Below are 16173 nucleotides of genomic sequence, written 5' to 3' on the forward strand. Positions count from 1 at the left end.
ATGTATGATTTTTTTACACACCAGACAATAATACCCTGCAAATAAGCCCGAATATATCATCCTTTAGCCCTTATGTATCTGTCGATTCCCTCTGCCGCCTTACGGCCTGCCCCCATCGCAAGGATCACGGTAGCAGCGCCGGTCACGGCGTCGCCTCCGGCAAAAATCCCGGCACGGGTCGTCGCCCCGTAAGCCTCATCAGCCACCAGGCAACCGCGCTTTGTCGCTTCGAGCCCTTCGGTCGTCGAAACGATCAGCGGATTCGGCGAAGTGCCCAGCGCCATGATAACCACATCGCACGGCAGTTCGAATTCGGAACCCGGAATTTCCACCGGCGAACGGCGTCCCGAAGCATCGGGTTCGCCGAGTTCCATACGGATGCACCGGATCGCGCGAACCCAACCCTTCTCATCACCGAGAATTTCGACCGGATTCGACAGCATGCGGAACTCGATTCCCTCCTGCTTGGCGTGATGCACCTCTTCGACACGGGCCGGCAGTTCGGCTTCGCTGCGGCGGTAAACGATACTGGAGAGGGCACCCAGACGCGCTGCGGTACGCACGGCATCCATCGCCACGTTGCCGCCGCCGACCACCACGACGCGCTGACCCACATAAACGGGCGTATCGTAACTGTTATCGTAGGCTTTCATCAGGTTGACCCGCGTGAGGAATTCATTGGCCGACTGCACGCCGTTCAGGTTTTCACCCGGAATATTCATAAAACGCGGCAACCCTGCGCCCGAACCGACGAAAACAGCCTCGTACCCCTCACGGTCCAACAACTCGTCGATAGTCACCGTGCGGCCTACAATCACATCGGTTTCGATCTTCACGCCCAACTTACGGACATTGTCGATCTCCCGTGCCACTACACGGCTTTTGGGCAGGCGAAATTCAGGAATCCCGTACTCCAACACGCCGCCCGGCTTGTGCAACGCTTCGAAAATCGTCACCTGATACCCCATCTTGGCCAGGTCCGATGCACAGGCCAGCCCCGCCGGGCCACTGCCGATAACGGCCACCTTGTGTCCGTTCGGAGCGGTTCGATCCGCAGCTTGCATCTCATCGGCATGTTCCAGCGCCCAATCCCCGACGAAACGCTCCATCTTGCCAATCGCCACCGGCTCGCCCTTGATACCGAGAATACAGGCACCTTCGCATTGCGACTCCTGCGGACAAACCCGGCCGCAAACCGACGGCAGGGAACTGTCCTGGGCAATCACCGCAGCGGCAGCGGCCAGATCGCCCGCCGCCAACTCGGCGATAAACTGGGGTATTTGCACCGATACCGGACAATGGTCGACACAGCGGGGCTTACGGCAATGCAGGCAGCGCGAAGCTTCCAACTGTGCCTCCTCCAGCGAATAGCCGTAACACACCTCTTCGAAATTGGTGACCCGCACCTGCGGGTCCTGTTCCCGTACGGGAACGCGTCCTATCTTGTTTGCCATCTCTCCTTCTCCGATTATCTGTCCAATCCAATGTTGCAGGCATGCCCCTGGGCACGCTCTTCGGCCATGTGCGCCTTGCGGCTTTCGATGGTGCGGTACATACCCTGGCGGCGCATCGCCTCGTCGAAATCGACCTGATGCCCGTCGAACTCCGGGCCATCCACGCAGGTAAAGCGCGTCTTGCCCCCGACAGTCACCCGGCAGGCACCGCACATACCCGTTCCATCGACCATCAGCGTATTGAGGCTGACGATCGTTTTGATCCCGTATTTGAGCGTCGTCTGCGCGACGAATTTCATCATAATCATCGGACCGATGGCGATCACCTCGTCGTAATGCTTGCCCTGATTGTCGATCAAATCGCACAACAGAGCCGTCACCAATCCTTTATACCCCGCGCTGCCGTCATCCGTGGCGATATAAACGTTTCCGGCCACGGCTTCCATCTCGTTGACGAAAATCAGCGTATCCTTGTTCTTCGCCCCGATAATCACATCGGCTTTGATACCATGCTCGAAGAGCCACTTCACCTGCGGATAAACCGGTGCGGTACCTACTCCGCCCGCCACGAACAGGATACGCTTGCGGCTTAACTCCCCGGGGGAGTCGTGCACGAATTCCGAAGGCTGGCCGAGCGGCCCTGCGAAATCGGCGATCATATCGCCGGGATTCAGTTCACAAAGTTTGCCGGTGGAATAGCCGACCGTCTGGATCACGATGGTTACAGAGCCTTTCGCCGCATCGTAATCGGCAATGGTAAGCGGAACCCGTTCGCCCTTTTCGTCGAGCCGCAGAATGATGAACTGCCCGGGTTTAGCCGACTGTGCCACACGCGGAGCCTCGATATCCATCCGGTAGATGTTCGGGGCCAGTAGTTCTTTGCTGAGAATTTTAAACATATCGTTTGTTTTGTGTTGCTGGCAAAATATCGTTTTTCACTCCCATCACAGGCGGTATCCAAATCGCAAACGCGGTGATCCGGCCCAACGGCTCCGTCAAATCACGTTGCCCGTCAGCCTCAGTTCGCGCATCGGACGCTGCGGATCGTTCAGGATAATCACGGTCGTCCCCATAAAGCGGCCCGGCCGGGCCCCCTCGGTACGCAACGTTCCGGAGAAGGTCACCGATCCCCCCGGCCGGATCACAGCCCCCTGTTTCAGTGTAACGCTCATATGCTCGTCGGGATGCACATAGCGAACGACCAGCGGCAACCGACCCGTGTTGGTCACGGTAAAGTTTTTGGTCTTCTCCTCCCCGGCCCTCACATCGCCGAAATGGTAATACTGCGCGGTAAAATCGGCCCGTACGCCCTGATTGAATTGTTCGGGAGTAAGGTTCGAAAAATCCTCCACGGCAATGCCCGTAGCGGTAAAACGCACCGGCATTTTGCGGCCGTTTACGGTCAGGTAGAACCCGCCAGTCAGGCGTCCCCAAAGGTCGGCCGAGCGCAGGTCGAAGGTAAGCGTCATAACGCCCCGCGCACCCGGTTGCAGTACCGGGGATGAAAACGATACACTGAAACCCGGAATCGCAGGAGACTCGTACTCGACGCCGAGCGTAACGGAATTTTTCGAATCATTATAATATTCCAGCGTTCCCGCCTGTGAGGTCCCGCGTGCGAGATACCCCACCCCGACCGTCGTGCGGGAAGCCATCAGCCCGCCGCCAACCTCGACCGGAAACTCCTGCTGCGGCGTCCGGGGAGTCGCTATCACATTGCCGCGAATGATCAATTTGTTGATATTCTTGCGGTCATTGCTCGTCACCGTCACTTCCCGGCGGAAAGAACCGGGCCGATAAAGCGGATCGTAGGTAATTTCCACATAACCTTTACGCCCGGGCAACACCGGTTCGCGCGTGAAAGTCGGTGTCGTGCAGCCGCAGGAGGTCTCGACCTTCTGGATTACAAACGGATTGGGGCCGCTGTTCGTAAATTCGAAACGGTGCGACACTTTGCCGCCTTCTTCCTTGATAGTGCCGAAATCCCACTCGTCGGCGGTGAACTTCATCGTCGAAGGCTGCTGTGCAGCCGCACCCCAAAATGCCAGCAGGGCTACCGCTATAAAAACGAACCTTTTCATGCGTTTTCCTCCCTTACGGTGAAATCTTCCTGTACTACAAAAACTCATTACACCTCGAAGCCGCACCGGCGGAACATCGCTTTATCGGTATCGATATCCGAGCCTGTCGTAGTCAACAGGTCACCCACGATCGACGCGCTGATCCCGCAATACAACGCCTTCTCTTCAAGGTGTTTGATCATATTGCGCCCTCCTGCCAACCGGATATTCGCTTCCGGATTGATAATCCGCATCATCGCCATCGTCACGAGCACTTCGGTATCAGTCAGCGGCGCCACATCGGCAAGCGGCGTTCCCGGAATCGGGTTGAGCACGTTGACGGGAATCGATACGGCACCGATTTTTTGCAACGTCACCGCAAACTCGATGCGCTGCTCGGCGCTTTCCCCCATCCCGATAATACCCCCGGAACAAATTTTAAGTCCCGCCTCTTTCGCCCACTCAATCGTCCGTATCTTCTCTTCGGGCGTATGCGTGCTGCACAGTTTCGAAAAATAGGAAGGGGCGGTCTCCATATTGCAATGGTAGTGCTCTACCCCGCTCTCTCGCAGTTTCACCAATTGCTCCCGGGTCAGCAACCCGAGCGATGCACAGAGTCGAATCGGCACTTCACGTCCGATGCGGCGGTAAATCGCGCACACACGATCGGTTTCGGCATCGGTAAGCGTCCGCCCGCTGGTCACCAGCGAAAAGCGCCCCACGCCTTTCGAAGCGTTATGCGCCGCTTCCTGTACGGCCTCTGTTTCGCCCACCAACGGATAGACGTCAATATCGGTCTTGTGGAATTTCGATTGCGCGCACCACTTGCAATCCTCGCTGCAACGGCCGCTCCGCGCATTCATGATCGAACAGGTATCGATACGTTTGCCCTGATAACGGGTCCTCAGGCGATGGGCCAATTCGTACAACTCCCCGGGGGACGTCGTGCGCATCAATTCCAACGCTTCGTCGTAACCGAGGCGGTAGCCCGCCGCTATTTTCTCTTCCAACCGGATGATCTCCATAGAAAATTTGTACTAGACTTACAAAGATACTACTTTTGAAACGATATTCGAAGTTAAAACGCATGCGTATGATAAGCAAAAATGTATATTTCATCACAGGTATAGACACCGATGCGGGCAAAAGCATCGTAACGGGTGTGTTGGCCCGTGACATGCGGGCCCGGGGCGAACGGGTCATTACCCAGAAATTTATCCAGACGGGTAACACCGGCATTTCGGAAGACATCGAACTGCACCGCCGTATCATGGGCATTCCGCTGCAACGTGAAGACCTCGACGGCACCACCTGCCCGATTACCTTTACCTACCCCGCCTCACCGCAACTGGCGGCCGAGATCGACAACCGGGAGATCGACCTGTCGCTGGTGGAAAAGAATACGGGTAAACTGCTCGAAAGTTACGACACGGTCCTGCTCGAAGGAGCCGGGGGCCTGTTCGTTCCTCTGACCGACACCTATTCGACGATCGACTACATTGCCGACCACCGCCTCCCGGTCATCCTCGTCACCTCTCCAAGGCTGGGCAGTATCAACCACACCGTGCTGAGCCTCGAAGCGTGCCGTGCCCGGAATATCGAAGTGGCCGAACTGGTGTACAACCTCTATCCGCCGACGAGCCGGGAGATCACGGAAGATACGCGGCGCTACCTGAAACAATACCTCAACCGTACCTATCCGAATGCCGGGTTTACCGAAATCGGAATGCAGGGCGTGTAACGCGCGCCCAGAATTTCCGGAACAAATAACAGGTAAAAGGTAAATCCGGCTTTAGCCAGCTGTCAGAGACATCGGTTATGCTGTATTCCAACGGGTTGCAGACTGGTTCAGGGTGACACAGAAGAGCACGAAACACAATTTTCACAAAAAAATCGGGAATATTTTCACGAAAACCTTTGCAGTATTCAGATTTTGGCTTATATTTGCACTCGCAAAACGATAGAAACATTCCTCAATAGCTCAGTTGGTTAGAGCACCTGACTGTTAATCAGGGGGTCCAAGGTTCAAGTCCTTGTTGAGGAGCCAGAAAACGAAGAGGTTACGATGAAAATCGCGACCTCTTTTCTTTTGTGTACATACAACTTGCCGCATACTATAGCGCGATGGTCCCGGCAAGGCCCGTGTCGACAGGATGAAGAGTGCTGCAGATTTCGGTTTACGGACCTCGGGAAACAGAGAACGAACCAAGACGGACAACATGGAGTCTGCAACCAGCAGCACGGTGGGCCCCGTGCTGCCTATCGAACTCTTTTCTGTTTACTCCAATAATTTCTGGAGCAAAGGCGAAATTTCAACCTGCTCGCATGTAATGGCAGAAATCAGCTCCTTGCCTTCCGGAGTCAATGAAAAATACATCTGTCGCCTATCCTTTGTGCCCATCACGCGTTCGACCAGACCCTTACTCTCGACAGAGCGCATTATCTTCGAATTGTTCGACGACGTCAGCCCCAGCAACTCTCCTATCTCACCCGACGAGAGGCACCCCTGCTTAAGCAGCGAACAGAGCGCCATACCCTCGTTCAAAGAGATTCCATACTCTTTATCAAAACTCTGCTCGAATTGATTAACTGCGCGCTGAATGTCGCGGATCTTACATAGTTTATCCATTGTCCTGACTTTTAGATAAGGACGGCTTGTCACACAAAATTTTCAACAACTATTTATCCGTTTCCGACTTTATCCGGAACACACTGAACAGCAAGTCCTCCCTCAAGGCGCACCATACCGTGCTCTTCACGGGCGAAAAGACGGTCGGGTACAGACCCTACCGCTCCCACACACATAAACGAAATTAGAGCCAACCACCTTAGGTCCCGACCACGATTTCCCTCCCGATCAGCCAATAATTCTTCAATAAACCCTTATCTATAACCAATTAAATAAACAGGTTGACGTTCGCTTCTTCAGCGCGTTCCATATAGGTGGCGACACCGCCCACAGTCACATCATCCAACAGCTCTTCACGCTTTACCCCCATCACGTCCATCGACATCTGGCAGGCTATGAATTCCACGCCGCTATCGATAGCTTGCTGGCGTAGAGATTCGAGCGAGTCGATCCCCTTGTTTTTCATGATGTGGCGCATCATCCGGTCGCCGATCCCCAGCATACTCATCTTCGAGAGGCGAAGCTTCAGCGACGACGAGGGCAGCATCATGCCGAACATCCGGCCAAAGATATCCTTTTTTACCTTAGGTTTCGCTGTTTTCTTAATCACGTTCAGTCCCCAGAAGGTAAAGAATATCGACACTTTCTGTCCGGTGGTTGCCGCGCCGTTGGCCAGCACGAAGGTCGCCAGCGCCTTGTCCAGGTCGTCGCTAAACATGATCAGCGTTTTGGCCCTGCCACCACCCGCAGCCAGAACCGTGCACGTATCGGACGAACCTTTCTCTATGACCACTGTATATTTCCCTTTATCTTCTGATTTGTATACCAATCGGTTGCCAGTTGTATTACACCACGCCTGCGCATCACGCGAGAACCCGGCGTCAGTAGCGACCATTTCGATCCGTTCGCCCTCCGAGATCGAATCTATCGCCTGCTTGATCTTCATAACCGGCCCGGGGCACTGCAACCCGCAGGCGTCGATTCGCACCGTTTTGACCTGCCCGTCCACACGCCGGGTATCCACGCCGGTCGTGCAGCAAGTGTCCACAGGAGCCATTGTGTTCACTATCGGCGCAGTCGCCGTAGCATAGGTTTTGTAGCCGCCCGACAGGTTTTTGACACGGTTAAACCCGTGCCCCATCAGTATCTTCAGCGCCAGATAACCCCGTAATCCGATCGCGCAATAGATATAAATATCTTTGTCGTGCGGCAACTCGTCGATCCGGCCGCGAAGTTCATCGAGTGGAATATTCACCGCTCCGGGAATTGCACCGAAGGTAAACTCCTCCCGGGTACGCACATCCAGAAACAGCGTATCGGTGCGATCCGCTTCCGATATTTGCCTCCATGTCACCACAGGCATCGCTCCGCTGATGATATTGCCTGCCACATAACCAGCAATGGCAATCGGATCTTTAGCAGAGGAGAAAGGCGGAGCATAAGTGTGCTCGATTTTCTGCAGGTCATACACCGTGCCGCCACGCTTAATGAGCAGTGCGATCTGGTCGATGCGCTTATCCACCCCGTCGTAACCCACGCACTGGGCACCGTAAAGTTTGCCGTTCGCGGGATCGAAGGTCAGTTTGAGGGTCAGCGGCAGCGCATCGGGATAATACCCGGCATGCGAGGCCGAATGGGTGGTCGAACTGATATAGGGAATGCCGGACTGTTTGAGCCGTTTGGCGGCCAGGCCCGTAGAAGCCACCGTAATATCGAACACCTTGGCGATCGAAGTGCCTATTGCACCCTCGTATTTCGTCGTGTTACCGAACACCATGTTGTCCGCCACGATGCGCCCTTGACGATTGGCCGGATTAGCCAGATAGTTCAACCACGACTTGCCTGTCAGCGGATGTGGGAATTCGATGGCGTCGCCTACGGCATAAACGTCTGCCGCGGAGGTCTGCAAATAGTCGTCCACCCAGATCCCGCCCGCATCGCCGATTCTGAGGCCGGCCACTTTGGCTAATGTGATTTCGGGACGCACACCTATCGAAAGGATCACAAGATCGGTTACGATACTCCCACCGTGCGCAAAAAAAACTTCGATATTATTACCACTGCGTTCGAACCGCTCGACGCTCTGCCCCAGAAAGAGGCGAACCCCTTTCTGCAATAAATGTTGATGTACATGCGAAGCAATCGAAAAATCGACAGGGGCCATTACCTGGTTCCCCATCTCCACAACCGATACCTCTGCTCCTGCGTGATGCAGGTTTTCAGCCATCTCCAATCCGATAAATCCCGCGCCCACGATAACGGCGCTCTTTATCTTGTGCGAGGCAATATAGCTTTTGATGCGGTCGGTGTCATCAACGTTGCGCAACGTAAAAACGCCTTCGGAGTCGATACCCTCCAGCGGCGGTCTCACGGGCGTAGCTCCCGGCGACAGTAGTAGCTTATCGAAACTTTCCGCATACGTCGATCCGTCCGCACGGCGAACCTCGACTCTCTTTGCTATGGTGTCGATACCCACAACTTCGTTCTCCACCCGCACATCGATGTTAAAGCGCCCACCGAACGAAGCCGGGGTCTGCACAAAGAGTTTTTCCCGCTCGGTGATCGCACCGCCTATATAGTACGGCAGGCCGCAGTTGGCGTACGAAATGTATTTCCCTTTTTCGAAAAGGATGATCTCCGCCTGCTCGTCTGCCCGGCGGATCCTTGCCGCCGCCGTTGCACCTCCTGCAACACCTCCGACAATAATATGTTTCATCTGGTCTGTATAAGGTTTTACAAAGATTATATTCCTATGGAAAAATCTTCCTAAAGAAGATAACAACGCAAAGGTATTATTATTTTCCAATAAAACAATCTTCCATTGGAAGATAATCCCGCTTATACTATGCAGACAAAATGTGTCGGACTTTTAAGAAGCGCCGTCCTTTCTGCGTACTTCAAGGGAACACTGTATGCTCCATCCGGATTGTTCTGCAACCGCAGACGAACACAGCAAAGCTCCCCACAAAGCCTAAAAATCAGTTTTCCATTTTGTGCTGTTTTATCTTTTACCTCTAAAAGGTTATCCGTCAAATTCCTCTCCTCCGTCCCTCTCTTCGGTCACCACCTGATCGTTTTCCTGTATCGTAAACTTCACCCACTCATTATTCTCTTCTTCCAGCTTCTCTATCGTCGGTAACGGATCCGCTTTTTCCAAAGCCGGCGGGTCGATCTCGATACGTACGTACCTTTTTGCGTAGGAAATCCCGTCATCATTTTCTTCACACTCGTCCCCTTCCAGGAAATTGCCGTACGGCTCCCCGAAATAGAGCTGGACGGGCTCCTCCCGGGGTACCTTCGTAGCAACGAGCGTATGTTCGCCGACCCATATAAAATTGTCCAGATCAAGCGTTCCGAAACCGGCCCCCCGGTCACAGGAAGCGACCTGTGCAATCTTCCCTCCCGGTAATACCTTGTAGATATAGACAACATTCACCGGTTTCTCCCACGCATACGGCTCTTCATAACAGGTCAGAAAGAGGTCGGATTTTCCACAGCAAACCGGAGTATAGCTACAAAAAAGTTCGGTTGATACACCCGACGTATGGTCTATCGCAAAATATTGTCTTTCTTCAGGACGTACACAATTCAGGACATGCATTCCGGCCCGGGAATTATAGCCGTCATATCGCCACAGCACACCGTAATAGTCACTCAAATAATTTAAAAGTAGCATTTGCCGCTTTTTCAATTCTACGACCAGTGAATCGGGTTTCCATATGTGCACCGCTCCCGTATCCAACGGCATATTGCAACTATCGGCCAGTAACTTTACATATTCAGCCGAAGTGATATCTGTGACGGTCACTCCCGTATTCTTGTAGAGGCGTACCGGAACCGTCCTTTCACGGTTAAAATCATAAACGTATTTTTCAGTAAGCTCCCCGGCCTCGGAATAGCTTTCGAAGTACGGACCCAACGTGCTATCCATATTCCGGTTATCTAACGGATAATTCGCATACTCCCGCAGCCGGCCCCGTAAATACCCCCGTACTTCCAAACGCTGCTGCGGTTGTCGGCAAAGCGTATCATACACGACGGAATCACAATGTTGATAAGTGCTGTGCACCAAATCGCCGTATTCATAGTATTCACTGGTGGTCAAACGTTTGGTGCCGTCCTTGCCGATCGTAAAAATCTCCGTCAGTGTGTAGTCGGAACCCTGATCGGGCATGAGGCTGTACTCGATTTTATACCAATCAGGCGCTGTTGAGGAATATTCATCTTCAGAATCCGAATAGTACCACCGTTCATGGGGAAATATTTGTTGCCCGTCGGCATAATGCCAGATGCCGGAGAGGTATCCGTTCCCGTACCATATTTTTTCCTCTCCACACTGCTCGCCATCTTTGTAATGCCGCAGGAGGAGGGGGCGGCCCTCCCAATGCCATTTCTGCCAGATACCGTCCAGTTTGCCATTGGATGATTCAGCGAGAATCTTCAAGTGTCCGTTATCGTAATAATCTTTATAGATTTTCCGTATGCTGTCGAGGGTAATCACCTCAGCTACCAAACAACTGTCATCGGCCCTGTAATCCCGGACGGTATCGTTCCGGATTCCGTCTTTGAACTTATAAACGCTATAACGCAGATCGAAACCGTCGAATACAGACGGCCCATAATACTCGATGTAGGGGACTCCCCGGTAGAAGCCGTCCATGATCGTGTCATTACAAAACCAGCGTTGCACCCCGCGATCGTTTTTTTGTTTGATAAGATCTGCGTCGTAGAATTGTGAGTTCACCTTGTATCGGTCGAAATGGTGGATCTCGTCAGGGACTTTCTCGGTGCAAACCTGCCCGAACTCCTGCGCTGCGGCTGCCAGTACCGAAATCCCGAAAAGGAGTGTAAAAACCAGTCTCTTCATCTTATTCCAATTTAGTCGTTTAGGATCATGTCTGCCGCAAACCGGTCAGGCGACTGCCATCTGGCATATTCACCGGTCTCATCGTCAAGGATATAATATTTGCGCGGGTTGCTCGCCCAGTAATTATATACGATGCTTACGGAGACCTTGCCGTTGCGTCCCGCAGGAAGATACCCCGTTATATCGGCGTCGACAACCAGCGAATCATCCTCCGCCCACCCCGCAACGGCATACACCTCTAGCCACCCTTTTCTGTCAATCAGACACCGAATGATTCGCGCATCGGTTTGATAAGCGATAAAAGTATTCAGATTATCGGTCACCACCCTTTTAAGAGCTCCCATATTGAAGGCTCCCATTACATCTCCGCCCTGAACGGTGTACCGTATCTGTTTTTTATGCTTACGCAGGTAACGGGATACCCAACCGTTCCTGATCCTGGCGACCCGTCGGGCTTTTGCGGCATATGCGTTCCAATCCCCTTTTACCGGGATGCCGGCACTGTCCGCAACCCACTCGATTGCAAGGAAATCACCGGGATTCAGTTTCGGATTCCGGGATATGGCTTTCATTAGCTTGCCGGTGCAGAGAAAAAACGCGGTTGCTCCTGCATCATTCTGCACACGGAGAAACAGGCGGTTACCATTGCCGCCGTAGGAATCGACATATTCCACCGTATCCCGACACGCCGTATTCAGCGTCAACGGTTCTCCGGGACGAAGGGCAAAGCCATACCCAACCGGATCCTGTCCGACATTTTGTCGATCCGGTATGGCGGATGGACTGCCGCCGGTCAATACCGTCACCAGTATCCCCGACAACAAAACAACACCCAGATTTTTCATTAACAGTACTATCATTTATTCTGTTATTCGTCCGTCCATCTCGGGATAAATCCTGAGTCGGAATAATCTTCCGGGCAAACTGTCTCCCAATGCGTTGTATGCGCGGATATAACTGTTTTGGATCCGCAGGATCAACGCCGGTGTTTGTTGACCGAGGCACGTATACGTGTCACGGACAAAACTGTTATATCTCATCATCTGTCTGCGTTTCTTGATAGCCGTCATTAGGAATCCCACCGTCTGGGAAATCACGATCGCCGACATGGCAGCAGCCAGTATCAGCAAATATTTAATGTAATGTAAATCATTCATGTTTTTCAGCCACTTAAAACACAAATCCGGTCAAAACCCGCGTGCTGCCCATGCCACCTCAACCGGGACTGTTACTATTTTCCGAACATTTTTTCACCGAGCCTGACCAGCAACAGCGGCAGCCCGAAAACAGCCATAAATACGCAAAAACAGGCCAGCCACGACAGTCCGATGATCCACCGGATCGTTTTGTCGAATACACGGCCCGCAGAGCGTCTCCCTCGGGGAGCTACGTTACATGTCACATATTCCTGCATATCAGTTTCATATTTTTGGATCGGGAAATATTCCAAACCGTTCTGCCCATTGGCCGGCCCCTTCCGGACGCCTGCCCGGTCTTCGTCTTCCTGTTCTTGATCACCCGTCTCTGTGATCCGTTATCCTCTGCCTCAACAAAAACCGACACCCGCAGCAATCGCCGAATCCGGTCAATCAAATACGTGACTTCGAAAAATCCCGGAGGAAAGAACCGCGTGTTTAACTTACGACCTTTTACTAACCAAAATGAATTAGTCCTATCCTCCGGGAGATGATAAGTTACGATAAGGCTACTCTGTCCCCAACCCCTTGCCTTTGATACGTTCGTAAAAGCAAGCTGCAGCCGTAAGGGCATAAGGATAAAACCAGATGAATCCGACACCCAGCGTGACGATACACAGCAAAAACCAACCGACCAGTCTCAGCGACAACAGGAACAGTTCCGTTTTGTGCCCGTTCATCATCTTCCAGCTCGCGTTCATGGAGCCGAACACCCCGAGCTCGGGCCGGTCGCGCAGGATGTAGAGCGACATGGACAGACCCAGCGACAGGACAAATCCCGGCACGATAAACAGGCATATGCCGATGAAGCATGCAATCACCGTCAGCAGGAAGATACCCAAAATAGGCAGGTAAAGCCGCAACGGGGGAAAAAGACGCCCCAGCCCGGTAGGCTCATCGCGCGTCATGTCCAGATAGATATACTGGGCGCCAGCGACGACCTGAACAGCTATGAGCAGATAGGCCGCCGTATACAGCAGCGGGTTGACAAACCGCAAGCAAGCGACAGCCAACAGAATCAGAAGAAGGCACACCGAAACGGAGACTGCCTTTCCCCAGCGGCCCCGCAAAACCTGCCGGGCTTCAGTCAAAATTTCTACAAGTTTAATCTTTTCCATAAAGTTTGGGGTTTGAAGGTTAGGTTACAATTTGGTGCCGTGCGTCGCACGCCACCAGACCGTCCACCCGCCGCCGTAACTGCCGGGACGGTCGAAGTGCCGGAGATTCCTTAACCAACCACCATTCCCTATAGAGTTGGATTCTCCAGGCACTTCTTCCGCCAGGGCAGCCAGCCCGTCCGTCGGGCCGGTATTCAGAATGGCGGAGCGAACAGGCATTCCAAAACCACGGGGTAAACCGGCGCAGGCAGTTCGGGCGGACGGCTCCGGAGCGGGGTCTCCGGTGCAGCCCGGACGGCACGAGATGGTCGGCAACGATCATCCGTAGCACAGCGGGGAGCCGTTACTGCCGCACGCAGCGGATCGGGAACGCGTATCCCCTGTCATAATTCGCTTTCAGGTTGATGCTCGGGCCTGTCGTGGTATATTCCCAAGCACTCCCGGTATTGGTATTAGTCCCCGCCGTGGAGCTCCAGTAGACCGGCTTCTGAGTCGCATAGTACCTGCTTCCGTCCTCACTGGCCCGCCATCCCGACGAAGGCATGAAGCTGCCGCTCACATAACCCGTGAAATTCGCCCAACTGCCGTAAATGCCGTTCACGCCGTCTTTCGTTCCCCAATAGCATTGCGTCGAGAGGAAAGCGATATTATCCGCCTGGGTCGGCATCCGCCACTTCTTGTTATCGACCGTGGAGCCGGAGCCGTACTTGATGTCGTAAACCGTAGTGCCGACCAGCTTGCACGGGTCGCCGAGGCCATCCATGGTGACCGTGCCATAATTGTGCTGGAGGGCCGTTCCGGTGGAATACGGAACGCTGTTCCAGTCGGTAATGGTGATATACTTGGAGTTCGTCGGGTTGAAGGCAATGTCGTCGAGCGAAAAGTTGTCCGTAACCGCACCCGGCAACCGGCTGTTTGCCCCGCCGGCATTGTAGAGGCCGACCACGCTGCCCCACTTGAAATAGAGTCCGGCGTCGTGCGGGTCGTCGGTCAGCACCAGCATCGCCTGGTCGCCCGTTCCCTGGATGGTGATGCGTTTGTAAAGCTCCTTCCATTTCGCGGTAAAGGTCGTGCTGGCCGTCACGGCCCCGCCGAACTTCTGGCCGTTGGTTCCGTCCGACCATCCGTCGAAAATATAGCCCTCACGAGTAGGATCGGGCGAAGGTTTCAGCCACTTTTCCTTAGCCGTCTTCACCTGGTCGGGTACCGCGGAGCCGCCGCTTCCCGTATCGAACTTCGCCGTCGCCTCGTCACCCCAGCGCGCATAGAGGATACCCCCCTGCTCCGGCATCGAAATCGTCGACAACACGGCCACGTCCTCATTGGTGCTTTCCGGGTTAGGAGCCGGATTCCAGTTCCAGCAAAGGAAAACCCTTCCCGTCCGGTACATGGTGTTCGGCATTTCGGGGATCACGATCTTCGCATTCGATTCGGCAATGATCGGCGGCGGCGGGGTGCCGTCGCCATAATTCAAATGGAAATCCAGCCGGGCCCGGTTGCCCACATAGATCGTCTGGACCGTGCTGCCGACACGGACGTTTACGCTGGCGCTCCATGCGGTTTTGGCAGGAATGGTGCTCGTAATTTTGATCGGCTGGGCCACGTCGCTCAGCGAGTGGGTCTCCAGGGTCAGCTTCGGGGCTGCATTCGCCGGCTTGATGTCGCTCAACGTGATGGTGTTGGTCAGGCCGTCGGGAGGCGTCGGCGGCAGTTCCGGCGACGGGGAGTACCGGCCGGTGGCAACGACGTAGGTACCGGGAGCGTCCGGGACGACTTTCCTGTCGTGGGAAAGCAGCAGCACGTACTGGCCGTTGTTGATGATGACATCCTCGTCGCCGTCGATCTTGATCGAAAACTGGATGTTGCTGCCCGGCAGCAGCAGAGACTCCTCGGCCGAAAGGTATCCGTAGCCGAAGATGTTTTTGATGTTCACCCTGATCCGGGTGTTGCGGCGCACATCGATGTACTGGCGGTTCGAGTCGCGCAGGTCGATGCGGAAGTAGCCCCGGCTCGGACTGTAGAGGACCACGCAGGTGCGGCCCGTGTCGAAATCGCTCCCGCCGACGGGTTTGACGCCTGCTTTCGTTGCCGTGGTATATTCGGGCAGGTAGTAGGCCTTCTCGCCTTCGGTTGCAGACGACCCCAGCGTTTTGCGCGTAAACGCGGTATTGACGAAATCCGCAGCCGCGATGTCCGGTGCCGTGACGATGCCCGTCTCCCCGTCGGACACGTAGACCGCCCCCTTATCCGACCTGAGCACATGGTAGAGGCCCCAGCTCAGCTCTTCGGGGTCGAGTCCTCCCGCGTCCCCCGTAAATTCGACGGTGATCTTCGCCACCGAACGCTTCACCGGACAGGCGACCCCGAACGAGTAGTTCATCTCCCCCGACATCGGTATGCCCCGGTTGCCGTCCGCTCCGGGGCGGTTGATATTCCACGACGTGGCGGGGAAGAGCGTATTGAGTTCCGCCGTCGTGGTGACACCGGGCTGCAAGCCTGCCGGAAGGGCCCCTAGGCCGGTATTGAACAGGCAAACGATCCGGCTGCCCTCGGTGAAACCGTGCTTCATCAGCAGCGACGGACTGCGGGTGCCGTTGTCGAGAATATCGGCCTGCTCCACCTTGTCGCCGCCCTTGTAGGTCCCGTCCGCATTAAACTCCAGCACGTAGGCATCGTCGATGGTCAGCTCTCCGCTACTGGCGGCGCTGCGCGTCTCCACCACTTCGGGGTTCTGGATCGAGACCCTGAACCGGAACGGGCCGCCCGGGCCGGTCGGATCGTCCTTCACGCAGGCGCCCAGTACCAACACCAGCCCCAGCGCCACCAGACGGGAAAGGTTCTTTTTCATA

At 54.6% G+C, this 16173-nt stretch carries 11 protein-coding genes and 1 tRNA gene; 2 read left to right on the forward strand and 10 right to left on the reverse strand.

Features of this window, described 5'->3' with window-relative positions; all coding sequences use genetic code 11:
- Positions 1-56: 56 nt before the first annotated feature.
- The 4 genes from gltA to bioB form a co-directional block, all read right to left on the reverse strand.
- Complete coding sequence (gltA, locus tag NQ495_RS03320) at positions 57-1454, reverse strand: NADPH-dependent glutamate synthase (RefSeq protein ID WP_009134381.1); 1398 nt, start codon at positions 1452-1454, stop codon at positions 57-59.
- Between the two features lie 14 nt (positions 1455-1468).
- Positions 1469-2353 (reverse strand): sulfide/dihydroorotate dehydrogenase-like FAD/NAD-binding protein, encoded by an 885-nt coding sequence (locus NQ495_RS03325; RefSeq protein ID WP_009134380.1) that lies wholly within the window; start codon positions 2351-2353, stop codon positions 1469-1471.
- A gap of 96 nt (positions 2354-2449) precedes the next feature.
- A complete protein-coding gene (locus NQ495_RS03330) occupies positions 2450-3535 on the reverse strand; it encodes a DUF1573 domain-containing protein (protein ID WP_009134379.1) in 1086 nt (361 codons plus the stop codon).
- A gap of 47 nt (positions 3536-3582) precedes the next feature.
- Positions 3583-4539: a biotin synthase BioB gene (gene bioB / locus NQ495_RS03335; RefSeq protein WP_009134378.1), complete on the reverse strand. Its 957-nt coding sequence runs from the start codon at positions 4537-4539 to the stop codon at positions 3583-3585.
- A 68-nt stretch (positions 4540-4607) separates the two neighbouring features.
- Here bioB and bioD point away from each other — a divergent pair, with 68 nt between their 5' ends.
- Together bioD and NQ495_RS03345 are read left to right on the forward strand one after the other, a co-directional pair.
- A complete protein-coding gene (gene bioD, locus NQ495_RS03340) occupies positions 4608-5255 on the forward strand; it encodes a dethiobiotin synthase (protein WP_009134377.1) in 648 nt (215 codons plus the stop codon).
- A gap of 229 nt (positions 5256-5484) precedes the next feature.
- Positions 5485-5561 (forward strand) — tRNA-Asn (locus tag NQ495_RS03345).
- A 231-nt stretch (positions 5562-5792) separates the two neighbouring features.
- Here the strand turns inward: NQ495_RS03345 and NQ495_RS03350 are convergent.
- The 6 genes from NQ495_RS03350 to NQ495_RS03375 form a co-directional block, all read right to left on the reverse strand.
- The gene (locus NQ495_RS03350) at positions 5793-6143 is read right to left on the reverse strand and encodes a MarR family winged helix-turn-helix transcriptional regulator (RefSeq protein WP_009134376.1); all 351 of its coding nucleotides are present in this window, start codon (positions 6141-6143) and stop codon (positions 5793-5795) included.
- Positions 6144-6411: 268 nt separating this feature from the next.
- On the reverse strand, positions 6412-8859 hold the full coding sequence (locus tag NQ495_RS03355) for a DsrE/DsrF/DrsH-like family protein (protein ID WP_009134375.1): 2448 nt from the start codon (positions 8857-8859) through the stop codon (positions 6412-6414).
- 306 nt (positions 8860-9165) lie between these two features.
- Positions 9166-11010 (reverse strand): toxin-antitoxin system YwqK family antitoxin, encoded by a 1845-nt coding sequence (locus NQ495_RS03360; RefSeq protein ID WP_009134374.1) that lies wholly within the window; start codon positions 11008-11010, stop codon positions 9166-9168.
- 11 nt (positions 11011-11021) lie between these two features.
- The gene (locus NQ495_RS03365; protein ID WP_040294548.1) at positions 11022-11870 is read right to left on the reverse strand and encodes a hypothetical protein; all 849 of its coding nucleotides are present in this window, start codon (positions 11868-11870) and stop codon (positions 11022-11024) included.
- Between the two features lie 845 nt (positions 11871-12715).
- Positions 12716-13324 carry a DUF975 family protein gene (locus NQ495_RS03370; protein WP_009134370.1) on the reverse strand — a complete coding sequence of 203 codons (609 nt, stop codon included), beginning with the start codon at positions 13322-13324 and terminating at the stop codon, positions 12716-12718.
- 343 nt (positions 13325-13667) lie between these two features.
- On the reverse strand, positions 13668-16172 hold the full coding sequence (locus NQ495_RS03375; RefSeq protein ID WP_009134369.1) for an InlB B-repeat-containing protein: 2505 nt from the start codon (positions 16170-16172) through the stop codon (positions 13668-13670).
- Between the last annotated feature and the right edge of the window lies 1 nt (position 16173).

Source organism: Alistipes indistinctus YIT 12060 (genome assembly GCF_025144995.1).
Lineage (GTDB): Bacteria > Bacteroidota > Bacteroidia > Bacteroidales > Rikenellaceae > Alistipes_A > Alistipes_A indistinctus.

Bases quoted from the DNA above. Each gene is read 5' to 3' on its own strand.
- gltA (WP_009134381.1), bottom strand. From the start codon at position 1,454: ATGGCAAACAAGATAGGACGCGTTCCCGTACGGGAACAGGACCCGCAG.
- NQ495_RS03325 (WP_009134380.1), bottom strand. From the start codon at position 2,353: ATGTTTAAAATTCTCAGCAAAGAACTACTGGCCCCGAACATCTACCGG.
- NQ495_RS03330 (WP_009134379.1), bottom strand. From the start codon at position 3,535: ATGAAAAGGTTCGTTTTTATAGCGGTAGCCCTGCTGGCATTTTGGGGT.
- bioB (WP_009134378.1), bottom strand. From the start codon at position 4,539: ATGGAGATCATCCGGTTGGAAGAGAAAATAGCGGCGGGCTACCGCCTC.
- bioD (WP_009134377.1), top strand. From the start codon at position 4,608: ATGATAAGCAAAAATGTATATTTCATCACAGGTATAGACACCGATGCG.
- NQ495_RS03350 (WP_009134376.1), bottom strand. From the start codon at position 6,143: ATGGATAAACTATGTAAGATCCGCGACATTCAGCGCGCAGTTAATCAA.
- NQ495_RS03355 (WP_009134375.1), bottom strand. From the start codon at position 8,859: ATGAAACATATTATTGTCGGAGGTGTTGCAGGAGGTGCAACGGCGGCG.
- NQ495_RS03360 (WP_009134374.1), bottom strand. From the start codon at position 11,010: ATGAAGAGACTGGTTTTTACACTCCTTTTCGGGATTTCGGTACTGGCA.
- NQ495_RS03365 (WP_040294548.1), bottom strand. From the start codon at position 11,870: ATGATAGTACTGTTAATGAAAAATCTGGGTGTTGTTTTGTTGTCGGGG.
- NQ495_RS03370 (WP_009134370.1), bottom strand. From the start codon at position 13,324: ATGGAAAAGATTAAACTTGTAGAAATTTTGACTGAAGCCCGGCAGGTT.
- NQ495_RS03375 (WP_009134369.1), bottom strand. From the start codon at position 16,172: ATGAAAAAGAACCTTTCCCGTCTGGTGGCGCTGGGGCTGGTGTTGGTA.